This window comes from Nonomuraea sp. NPDC004186 (assembly GCF_053603495.1).
This window is the reverse complement of sequence record NZ_JBSGFQ010000230.1, coordinates 1-9,489: the sequence shown is the minus strand read 5'-3', so window position 1 is coordinate 9,489 and position 9,489 is coordinate 1. Positions and strand designations below refer to the sequence as shown.

Annotated in this window: 11 protein-coding genes; 8 read left to right on the top strand and 3 right to left on the bottom strand. The window is 67.8% G+C overall.

All coding sequences use genetic code 11. From position 1 onward, the window contains the following. Positions 1–101: 101 nt before the first annotated feature. The gene (phoU, locus tag ACWEPL_RS64200; protein WP_350733256.1) at positions 102–746 is read right to left on the bottom strand and encodes a phosphate signaling complex protein PhoU; all 645 of its coding nucleotides are present in this window, start codon (positions 744–746) and stop codon (positions 102–104) included. Between the two features lie 133 nt (positions 747–879). On the opposite strand from phoU, the gene ACWEPL_RS64195 reads away from it, so the two are divergent. Next, positions 880–2,052, top strand: coding sequence for a sensor histidine kinase (locus ACWEPL_RS64195; RefSeq protein ID WP_449905147.1), 1,173 nt, complete (start codon positions 880–882; stop codon positions 2,050–2,052). Next, on the top strand, positions 2,049–2,741 hold the full coding sequence (locus ACWEPL_RS64190) for a response regulator transcription factor (protein WP_185070431.1): 693 nt from the start codon (positions 2,049–2,051) through the stop codon (positions 2,739–2,741). The genes ACWEPL_RS64195 and ACWEPL_RS64190 overlap by 4 nt, the downstream gene beginning before the upstream one ends. Before the next feature lie 63 nt (positions 2,742–2,804). Here the strand turns inward: ACWEPL_RS64190 and ACWEPL_RS64185 are convergent, their stop codons facing one another. Beyond that, positions 2,805–3,383 (bottom strand): copper chaperone PCu(A)C, encoded by a 579-nt coding sequence (locus ACWEPL_RS64185; protein WP_363962091.1) that lies wholly within the window; start codon positions 3,381–3,383, stop codon positions 2,805–2,807. Between the two features lie 275 nt (positions 3,384–3,658). Here ACWEPL_RS64185 and ACWEPL_RS64180 point away from each other — a divergent pair, with 275 nt between their 5' ends. The 4 genes from ACWEPL_RS64180 to ACWEPL_RS64165 all read left to right on the top strand — a co-directional run bounded on the left by ACWEPL_RS64180 (position 3,659) and on the right by ACWEPL_RS64165 (position 5,470). Continuing rightward, positions 3,659–4,141: a CarD family transcriptional regulator gene (locus ACWEPL_RS64180; RefSeq protein ID WP_043624891.1), complete on the top strand. Its 483-nt coding sequence runs from the start codon at positions 3,659–3,661 to the stop codon at positions 4,139–4,141. 17 nt (positions 4,142–4,158) lie between these two features. Further along, entirely contained in the window at positions 4,159–4,629 is a 471-nt protein-coding gene (ispF, locus tag ACWEPL_RS64175) for a 2-C-methyl-D-erythritol 2,4-cyclodiphosphate synthase (RefSeq protein ID WP_452442781.1), read from the top strand. Positions 4,630–4,814: 185 nt separating this feature from the next. Continuing rightward, positions 4,815–5,102 carry a GlsB/YeaQ/YmgE family stress response membrane protein gene (locus tag ACWEPL_RS64170; protein ID WP_350733263.1) on the top strand — a complete coding sequence of 96 codons (288 nt, stop codon included), beginning with the start codon at positions 4,815–4,817 and terminating at the stop codon, positions 5,100–5,102. Between the two features lie 98 nt (positions 5,103–5,200). Beyond that, positions 5,201–5,470 carry a GlsB/YeaQ/YmgE family stress response membrane protein gene (locus ACWEPL_RS64165; RefSeq protein ID WP_355204349.1) on the top strand — a complete coding sequence of 90 codons (270 nt, stop codon included), beginning with the start codon at positions 5,201–5,203 and terminating at the stop codon, positions 5,468–5,470. Between the two features lie 67 nt (positions 5,471–5,537). Here the strand turns inward: ACWEPL_RS64165 and ACWEPL_RS64160 are convergent, their stop codons facing one another. Beyond that, positions 5,538–6,512: a DUF2637 domain-containing protein gene (locus tag ACWEPL_RS64160; RefSeq protein ID WP_452442779.1), complete on the bottom strand. Its 975-nt coding sequence runs from the start codon at positions 6,510–6,512 to the stop codon at positions 5,538–5,540. A gap of 58 nt (positions 6,513–6,570) precedes the next feature. Here ACWEPL_RS64160 and ACWEPL_RS64155 point away from each other — a divergent pair, with 58 nt between their 5' ends. Further along, complete coding sequence (locus tag ACWEPL_RS64155; protein ID WP_363962093.1) at positions 6,571–6,957, top strand: PPOX class F420-dependent oxidoreductase; 387 nt, start codon at positions 6,571–6,573, stop codon at positions 6,955–6,957. A 64-nt stretch (positions 6,958–7,021) separates the two neighbouring features. Continuing rightward, positions 7,022–8,413 (top strand): cysteine--tRNA ligase, encoded by a 1,392-nt coding sequence (gene cysS, locus ACWEPL_RS64150; protein WP_452442777.1) that lies wholly within the window; start codon positions 7,022–7,024, stop codon positions 8,411–8,413. The last annotated feature ends 1,076 nt before the right edge of the window (positions 8,414–9,489 follow it).

The following is a 9,489-nucleotide window of genomic DNA, read 5'->3' as shown; positions in this document are numbered from 1 at the left end:
GGGGGGGGGGGGGGGGCCTGCCCCCACACAACACAGCCTGAGCCCTTTCGCGCGAAGCGCGCCTCGCCTGCGAAGACCACGCCTTTGGGAAGGCCTCGCTGTCAGCTGGGCCGAGCCCCCGTGACCAGGTAGACGACATCCGCCGCCACCCGCACCGCGTGGTCCGCGTACCGCTCGTAGTAGCGCCCGATCAACGTGATGTCGATCGCCGGCTCCACCCCGTGTTCCCAGTCCTTGGACAGGATGTTGCGGAACAGCCGCCGGTGCAGCCGGTCCATCGCGTCGTCGTCCTGCTCCAGCTCCAGCGCCGAGTCCACGTCCCGCGAGGCGATGCAGCTGCCGGTCTTGGTGACGAGGTTCTCCGCGATCTGGCCCATCTCCACGATGGTCGAGCGCACCTCGGCCGGGATCGCCGACTCGGGGTGGCGCAGGCGGGCGACCTTGGCGACGTGGACGGCGAGGTCGCCCATGCGCTCCAGGTCGGTGCCCATGCGCAGCGCCGTGATGACCATCCGCAGGTCCACGGCCACCGGCTGCTGCCGGGCCATCAGGTCGAAGATCGAGGCCTCGACCTCGGCGAACGTCGCGTTCACTTCCTCGTCCCGGGAAATGACACTCTCGGCGAGCTGAAGGTCGGCGTCGAGGAGGGCCGTGGTGGCACGGGAAATGGCCGAGCGGACAAGCCTGGTCATCTCGACCAGCTTGTCGGTCAGCGAATCAAGTTCTTCGTGGTACGCGTCGCGCATGTGGTCACCGTACGTGCCCCTCGATGAACGAACCCCTACCGTCAGATGAACTTTCCAGGAAAGGGGCCTTCCATCCCTGATGAGAGGGTCTGCGCCTGGGAGAAGGCCACCTACCATCGAAGACATGAGTGAGATGGCCATGAGCTTCGCGGCCCTGGCCGGGTTCGTCGTGGGCGCCCTGGCGGTCCTTTTCTACCGAAACCAGATCGAGGCTCCGAAACGCGCTGCCGTGGAGGATGGCACACAGACCGGGAGCGCGCTGCCGCAGGGCGTCGCGTCCGTGCTGGCCGTGCTTCCTTCCTCCGCCGTGGTGCTCGACGCGCATGACAAGGTGCTGCGCGCCAGCTCGGCCGCGCGGGCGTTCGGGCTGGTCAAGGGTGACCGGCTGATGGCCGCCGAGTTGCTGGCACTGGCCCGGCAGGTACGCCGTGACGGCGAGATCCGCGAGAGCGAGATCGACGTGGCGGGGCACAAGTTCGGCCAGGAGACCACGAACTTCGCGGTACGCGTGGCTCCGCTCGGCTCGCACGGCCAGGTCCTGGTGCTCGCGGAGGACCAGACCGAGCGCCGCAGGGTCGAGGCCGTACGCCGTGACTTCGTCGCGAACGTCAGCCACGAGCTGAAGACCCCGGTGGGCGCCATGAGCCTGCTGGCGGAGACCATTCAGGACGCCGCCGACGACCCCGAGGCGGTCAGCCGCTTCGCCGGGCGCATGCAGCACGAGGCCGCCCGGCTCAACTACCTCATCCAAGACCTGATCACACTCAGCAGGATCCAGGGCGCCGAGCCCATCCCCACCCCCGGACAGGTCTCGATCGACGAGTCCATCCACGACGCCATCGACCACTGCAACACCAAGGCCGTCGCCAAGGACATCACCCTGGTGTCCGGCGGCACCGAGGGCCTGCGCATCTGGGGTGACGACGAACTGCTCGTGACGGCGTTGCGCAATCTGATCGACAACGCCGTCGCGTACAGTCCGGAGCACACCCGGGTCGTGGTCAGCGTGCGGCCCGCCGGTGACTCGGTGGAGATCAGCGTCAGCGACCAGGGCATCGGCATCCCGGAGGAGGCGCTCGAACGCATCTTCGAGCGATTCTTCCGCGTCGACGCGGCCAGGTCGCGGGCGACCGGTGGCACCGGGCTCGGCCTGGCCATCGTCAAACACGTCGCCGCCGCACACGCCGGCGAAGTGTCCGTTTGGAGCAAGGAAGGGTCCGGCTCCACCTTCACGCTCCGCCTGCCCGCCTTCGGCGGCACGGCGGTGGCAGTACCACCCTCGATTCCCCTGGAGACAGCCCAATGACTCGCGTACTTGTCGTCGAAGATGAGGAGTCCTTCTCCGACGCCCTGTCCTACATGCTCCGTAAAGAGGGTTTCGAGGTGTCGGTCGCGGCGACCGGGCCCGAGGCTCTCGACACGTTCGACCGCAACGGAGCAGATCTGGTGCTGCTCGACCTGATGCTTCCGGGTCTGCCCGGTACGGAGGTGTGCCGCTCCCTCAGGCAGCGCTCCAAGGTGCCGGTGATCATGCTGACGGCCAAGGACAGCGAGATCGACAAGGTCGTGGGCCTCGAACTGGGCGCCGACGACTACGTCACCAAGCCGTTCTCGTCGCGCGAGCTGGTGGCCCGCATCCGCGCGGTCCTGCGCCGCCAGGGTGACGTGACGGAGGAGCTGGAGACCGCGGTGCTGGCCGTCGGTCCCGTGCGCATGGACGTCGACCGCCACGTCGTCGCCGTGCGCGGTGAGCAGGTGCAGCTGCCGCTGAAGGAGTTCGAGCTGCTGGAGGTGCTGCTGCGCAACGCGGGGCGTGTACTGACCCGTGGCCAGCTCATCGACCGGGTGTGGGGCGCCGATTACGTCGGCGACACCAAGACCCTCGACGTCCATGTCAAGCGCCTGCGCGCCAAGATCGAGTCGGACCCGTCCAACCCGCGCTGCATCCTCACCGTGCGCGGCCTGGGCTACAAGTTCGACGCCACCGAAGAGTAGAAAACCCTTGTTCCGGTACGAGTCGCGTACCGGAACAAGGGTTTCGGCGTTTCCGGGGAAGGGTCAGTGGGATTCTTCGGAGGCCGACGCGGACGGCGTCGGGGTGGGCGTGGGGGCCGCGGGGGCGTTCGGCGCCGGCGGGTAGTCCTTGAACTCGCGGCTGCGCGTCACCACAGGGACGTTCAAGGACACGATCCCGGCGTTGGCGAACTGGAGGTCCAGCTTGATGCTCTCGCCGCCCCTGAGGCTCTTGGGGATCGCGTCGAGCATGAGCTGAGGGGTGGGCTTGCCGGTGTTCACGAGCTGGCGGCTCGGGAGCTGGATCGGGGCCGCGACCTTGACCGTCCCCATGCTCCCCGCGGAGACCGCCTCGAGGGTGTCGGGGGTGTCGGCGGTGTTGAGAATGTTCAGGTAGATCGGGGCGGAGCCGCGCCAGGCGAGCTGCGCACCGGCGTCGGGCCCGAGAATGAACGCCTGCGGGATCTGAATGCCGCGCGTGCCGTAAGCACCGTTCTCGATCAATGCCAGTGCCTCGTTGGGCGCGTACGGCTTGTTGGTGGTGGCGTCGAATCCAGCCCCGCAGCCCGCCAGCATGGGGGCTGCCAAGAACGCGGCGACGACAATCCAGCGACGGCTGGTCACGGGCGGGTTCTCCTTGGTCTTGCGGAGGGCTCGCGCATGCGCTAAGCGCAGGTGGCGCGCATGCGTGATGTGCAGCGCCCACCATATCCATCCGAATCCATGGTCATATCCACGCCCCCGCAGGTCATTAGCTATGTCCGGAAATGCCAGACATAGAGTTGAGCACTTGTCAAGCCCTAATATGCGGCCTTGACCTGCAGTTATGAGGATTTCACTGTTCCGGGAGGCTGTGGATGCGTGGTACCCTGGAGTACAGCGGAAGGGGTACTTGTCACATGACTTTCCAGGTCGGCGACACAGTCGTCTACCCCCACCATGGGGCTGCTCGGATCGAAGCAATCACGAAGCGATCCATCAAGGGTGAGGAAAAGACCTACCTGGTGCTCAAGGTCGACAAGGGCGACCTTACCGTCCAGGTGCCAGCCGAAAACGCAGAACTCGTTGGTGTGCGCGATGTTGTCGGCCAGGAAGGCCTTGAGCGGGTTTTCGATGTCCTGCGGATGCCGCACACGGAAGAGCCGACCAACTGGTCTCGTCGCTACAAGGCCAATCTGGAGAAGCTCGCCTCCGGCGATGTGAACAAGGTCGCCGAAGTCGTTCGGGACCTGTGGCGGAGAGACCGCGAGCGCGGCCTGTCCGCGGGCGAGAAGCGCATGCTCGCCAAGGCGCGTCAGATTCTGGTCAGTGAGCTTGCCCTGGCGGAGAAGACCAACGAGGACAAGGCTGAGGCCTTGCTCGACGAGGTTCTCAACTCCTGAACACCAATCTTCCACGGGTGGGCGTCGGAGTCGACGTCCACCCGTTCGCTTCAGGAGCCTCGGGACGTGAGCTCAACCTCGCCGGCCTGCACTGGCCGGGCGAGACCGGACTCGAGGGCCATTCGGACGGCGACGCGGCCGCGCATGCCGCGTGTGACGCGCTGCTGTCCGCGGCCGGCATGGGTGATCTCGGGCAGCTGTTCGGGACCGCGGACCCGCGATGGGCGGGTGCCTCGGGCGTCGCGCTGCTGGAGGAGACCGCGCGGCAGGTGCGTGCCGCGGGCTACGAGATCGGCAACGTGGCCATTGAGGTGATCGGCAACCGGCCCAAGCTGGCGCCGCGCCGTACCGAGGCCGAAAAGGCGCTCAGCGCCGCCGTGGGCGCGCCTGTGAGCGTGTCCGCCACCACCACCGATGGGCTCGGGCTGACCGGGCGGGGAGAGGGCATCGCGGCCGTCGCGACAGCCCTGGTCGTCAACCTTTCCTGAACGCCGGGCGTCTTACGTGTGGATGCGTGAGGGTGTCCCGGCGGGTCGTCGCGAAGCCCGCTGTATCAGGAGGCGGCGGTTCGTCACTGGCGCGGTACGGACCGCCGTCTCCCCTTTTTGGTTGTTTTGCCTGCTCTGAGGGTATGTGTCCCCACGACATGTGAACGTTTCGGGGGGAGCAGCACATGATCGGCGCGATAGTTTCCGCGATCGTCATCGGCGCCATCGTCGGCGCCCTGGCCAGGCTGATCGTTCCTGGCAGGCAGAACATGTCCATCGGCCTGACCCTCATCGTCGGCATCGTGGCAGCCCTGATCGGAACGCTGATCGCGCAGGCCGCCGGCGTGGCCGACACGCGGGGGATCGACTGGATCGAGCACATACTCCAGCTCGTGCTGGCGGTCATCGGTGTGCTCCTCGTGACGCGCTTCACCGCGGGACGCACCGGGCGTACGCGCGGAACACCCACCTGACCTGCTCATTCGTAAAGACCGCGCATAAAAGCGGTAGATCGGGTAGCGAGCATCTCCGTGGGAGTGAACCGCTCACTCTCGCGGGGAGGTTTCGTACCATGACTATCCAGTCCATCCTTGGCGCCATCGTGATCGGCGCCGTGATTGGCGCTATCGGTCGCCTCCTGCTCCCCGGCAGGCAGGCCATCGGCTGGATCCTCACCATCGTCGTCGGCATCGTGGCCGCCCTGGTAGGCACGCTGATCGCTCAGGTGCTCGGCGTCGCGACGACCGACGGCATCGACTGGATCGAGCTGGTGATGCAGGTGGTGCTGGCCATCGTCGGCGTGGGCCTGGTCGCCGGGCTCCGACGCGGCTCCAGCGTCTAGACGGAAATACGGAAATAGCTGGGCCCGCCCGGGATCGTGCCGGACGGGCCCTCTCATGTCTTACGGCTCAGTCTTCAGGGGGACGTGGGGTGCTGCGGAGGCGTTCGGCGGGGGCCGGGGCGTCGTCGTCGTGGATCACCGGGTGGGGGGCGGTGTCCTCTAACTCGTCCTCCCGCGGGCGCTCGAGGTCGTCGGCCAGCTCGGGGCCGTGCCCGGGATCCGGTACGTCATCCTCGATCACGGGGTGCGGCTGGGTGTCCACGTCCTTCTCGTCGACGCGCGGGTGGACCAGGACGTCCGTCGGCTTGACCCGGTCGCCCCAGCGGACGGGGCGCGTGGGGGGCTCCGGTGCTTCTTCGTGCTGCACGGGCCACTCCGCCACCTGCGCCGCCACCGGGGCAGGGGTCTCTTCGACCTCCTGGACCGGCTCGGGGGCCTCCTGGACCGGCTCGGGGACTTCCCGGACCGGCTCGGGGACTTCCCGGACCGGCTTGGGGATTTCCTGGACAGGCGCCGGCTGCGGCGTCTCGGAGAGCCGTTCCGAGTAGATCTCGACGGGCGGCCGCTCGGGCTCCGGATGGAAGGGGACGATGTCCTGCTCGGCCGCGGTCTCCTCGCTCTCCGCCCGATGTGCCTGTACGTGCTTGATCAGCAGCAGCCAGAGCCACAGGGCCACGGCCAGCATGACCCAGGGCGCCAGGGCCACGCCCACGGCCGTCGCCCGCACGTCGAACGCGAACCGCACCGCCGTCGCCACGTTGGCCGCCGCTGCCGCCACGATGAGCACGACCAGCACGAACGCGGCCTGCGCGCGTACCAGCAGCCGGGCGGAGCGCAGCAACAGCACGTCGATCAGCGCGACCACCAGGAGCGCGTCGAAGGCCGCCGGATAGAGGAAGGCGAGATCCTGACCCGCCTCGCCGGTGATGGCCAGCGCGCGCAGGTCGTCGAAGGAGAGAGCGCACGCGGCCCCGGCAAGGGCGGCGACCGCGAGCCCGGCCAGGGCAATGCCCAGGCGGCGCAGTATAGAGGGGGGAGTCACGTCCATGGCGGTTCGAGCCTACAGAAGAATGAGGACCAGGACCGATCAAGGGAGATACATGGCCGAGCTGTCGGAAGATGCGCGCAAACTCTTGGATGCCCCGAATTATGCGACGGTGACCAGCCTCAATCCTGACGGCGGGCCGCAGTCGACGGTCGTGTGGGTACGCACGGACGGTGACGACGTGCTGTTCTCGACTGTGCGGGGGCGCCGGAAGCCGCGGAATTTCGAACGTGACCCGCGGGCGAGCCTGCTGGTCATCGATCCGGACAATCCATACAGGTATGTGGAGGTACGCGGGCGCGTGACCATCACGTCCGACCCGGAAGGTACGCTCATTCAGGAGCTCTCGCACAAGTACCGAGGGCTCCCATGGGAGGACAAACCGGGCGTCGAGCGAGTAATCGTACGGATCTCGCCGGACAGAGTGACGTTGCGAGGCTGATTTATCGGCGTGACGGCGGGATTTATCGGCGTGACTAGCCCTCTGAGGCGTTAGCCTTGCCTTCGTGAGCCTGCACATCTACGACACCAGCACGCGCGCCATCCGTGAATTCGTTCCGGTCGAAGCCGGCCGGGCGTCGATTTACCTGTGTGGGGCGACCGTGCAGGCTCCTCCGCACATCGGGCATATCCGCTCGGGCGTGAACTTCGACGTGCTTCGGCGCTGGCTGATACGATCCGGCTATGACGTGGCTTTCTGCCGCAACGTCACCGACATCGACGACAAGATCATCAGGGTGGCGGCCCAGGAGGGCGTGCCCTGGTTCGTCGTGGCCGAGCGCAACCAGCGGGCCTTCACCTGGGCGTACGACACGCTCGGCTGCCTCCCGCCGACCGTCGAGCCGCGCGCCACGGGCCACGTGCCCGAGATGATCACGCTGATGGAGCGGCTGATCGCCCGCGGCCACGCGTACGCCTCTGGCGGCGACGTCTACTTCGACGTCCGGTCCTACGCCGATCGCTACGGCGCGCTGTCCAACCAGAAGCTGGACAACATGCGGGCCGCGGCCGACACCGACGACGAGTCCTGCAAGCGCGACTCCCGCGACTTCGCCCTGTGGAAGGGGGAGAAGCCGGGCGAGCCGACCTGGCCGACCCCTTGGGGCCCCGGCCGCCCCGGCTGGCACCTGGAGTGCTCGGCCATGGCGACGAAGTACCTCGGCCCGACCTTCGACATCCACGGCGGCGGGATCGACCTGATCTTCCCGCACCACGAGAACGAGATCGCCCAGTCCCAGGCGGCGGGCGACGGCTTCGCGCGCTACTGGATGCACAACGGCATGCTCAAGATCGGCGCGGAGAAGATGAGCAAGTCGCTCGGAAACTCGCTGCTGATCCCCGAGATGGTGCAGAAGGTCCGGCCGGTGGAGCTGCGCTACTACCTGGCGGCGCCGCACTACCGCTCCTCGATCGACTACTCCGAGGAGGCCCTGCTGGAGGCGGCCGCCGCGTACCAGCGCATCGAGGGCTTCGTCACGCGCGCCGCCGAGGTCATCCACGACGTCGACGCGGACGCGCCGCTGCCGCAGGCGTTCGTGGACGCCCTCGACGACGACCTCGGCACGCCGCAGGCGCTGGCGGTCGTGCACGAGGTGGTGCGCGAGGGCAACGTGGCGCTGTCGCGCGGCGACAAGGAGGCCGTGGCCCGGCTGCTCGCCGAGACCCAGAACATGCTGGACGTCCTCGGCCTCGACCCCCGCTCGCCGCAGTGGCGGAGTGCGGGCTCGGACCTCTCGCCGGTGGTGGACGCGCTGGTGGCGGTCGCGCTCGAACAGCGCAAGGCGGCCAGGGAGCGCAAGGACTACGCGGCGGCGGACGCGATCAGGAACCAGTTGGCGGCGGCGGGGATCACGGTGGAGGACACCCCGCACGGGGCCCGCTGGGAGCTCACCCGCTAGGCAGACGTTCTGGTGGCAGTGGCGGCTTTGTGCGGTGTGCACAGGGCCGCCACTGTTGCGATAGGCGGTGGTCTCGTGCGGTGTGCACTTGGCCGCCACTGTCGCGATAGGCGGTGGTCTCGTGCGGTATGCGCGGGGCTGCCACTGTCGCGGGAGGCCGTTGACCAGGGAAGGCGCTGCATCAAAGGGGCAATCTCTCAGGTCGACGGGCTCGACAAGGCGGATGAAGGCGGGGACCGGGGCGGGCGTCGGCAGTTCCCACTGCGGAGCAGGGTGCGGCTGACGGAGGCCACTCTGGGCCACTCGCGAGGTGAGCTGAGCTGAGCTGAGCTGAGCTGCAAGGCCTACCTGTCCGCCGACCGGCGATGCCATCCGCACCCCAGGTCAGGCTAGAGACGCCCCCGCAGTCTGGTCGGTATCAAGGTCGCGGCTCCCCTCAGAAGCTCAGCACCTCCGAGAGAGCTTCTACGTGCGACCCGCCTTTTCCGCGTCGGTGTCCAGGCGACGCTCCCACGCTGGCGTTCAGGAGAGGCTCCCGCGCTGGCGTCCAGAAACGCCGTCGCTGGTACACCGCGCAGGTGCGATTGCCTTCTCGCCGCGCGTGCCTACACCGCGCGGAGCGGCTCGTCAGAACCCTCCCCTTCGTTGCTTCCCGAAATTGAACTTGCCGCTTCAAAATCAGGAAGCTCATGGTTAATATTGCGACCATGACATGGCGGAAAGCGAGGTGACATCCGCACGCACGCCTTCAGACGCACAAGCCAGCACATCCCGCCCGTCGCGTGCGCGGATTCGGGGCAGTGCGGCCAAACCGCCGACATCTCCGGGCATCCGGTCCCCAACAACCGGCTCTGCGGCCATCCCCAGGCAGCAGGGTCAGTGCGCCCTCCGCCGCCCTCGTCCGGGCGCCTGCCCCCCTGATCCCCTGCGATTTCAAGCACCTCGACCACCGACCAGATCCCAATGACCACCATCTGACGACCACGACCCCCACCCACGACCCCCACCCACGACCCCCACCCACGACCCCCACCCACGACCCCCACCCACGACCCCCACCCACGACCCCCACCCAC

What these genes read in the sequence shown, in the direction of transcription:
- ACWEPL_RS64165 (WP_355204349.1), top strand. Translation starts at nt 5,201, where the DNA reads ATGACTATCCAGTCCATCCTTGGCGCCATCGTGATCGGCGCCGTGATT.
- phoU (WP_350733256.1), bottom strand. Translation starts at nt 746, where the DNA reads ATGCGCGACGCGTACCACGAAGAACTTGATTCGCTGACCGACAAGCTG.
- ACWEPL_RS64155 (WP_363962093.1), top strand. Translation starts at nt 6,571, where the DNA reads ATGGCCGAGCTGTCGGAAGATGCGCGCAAACTCTTGGATGCCCCGAAT.
- ACWEPL_RS64195 (WP_449905147.1), top strand. Translation starts at nt 880, where the DNA reads ATGGCCATGAGCTTCGCGGCCCTGGCCGGGTTCGTCGTGGGCGCCCTG.
- ACWEPL_RS64180 (WP_043624891.1), top strand. Translation starts at nt 3,659, where the DNA reads ATGACTTTCCAGGTCGGCGACACAGTCGTCTACCCCCACCATGGGGCT.
- ACWEPL_RS64190 (WP_185070431.1), top strand. Translation starts at nt 2,049, where the DNA reads ATGACTCGCGTACTTGTCGTCGAAGATGAGGAGTCCTTCTCCGACGCC.
- ACWEPL_RS64170 (WP_350733263.1), top strand. Translation starts at nt 4,815, where the DNA reads ATGATCGGCGCGATAGTTTCCGCGATCGTCATCGGCGCCATCGTCGGC.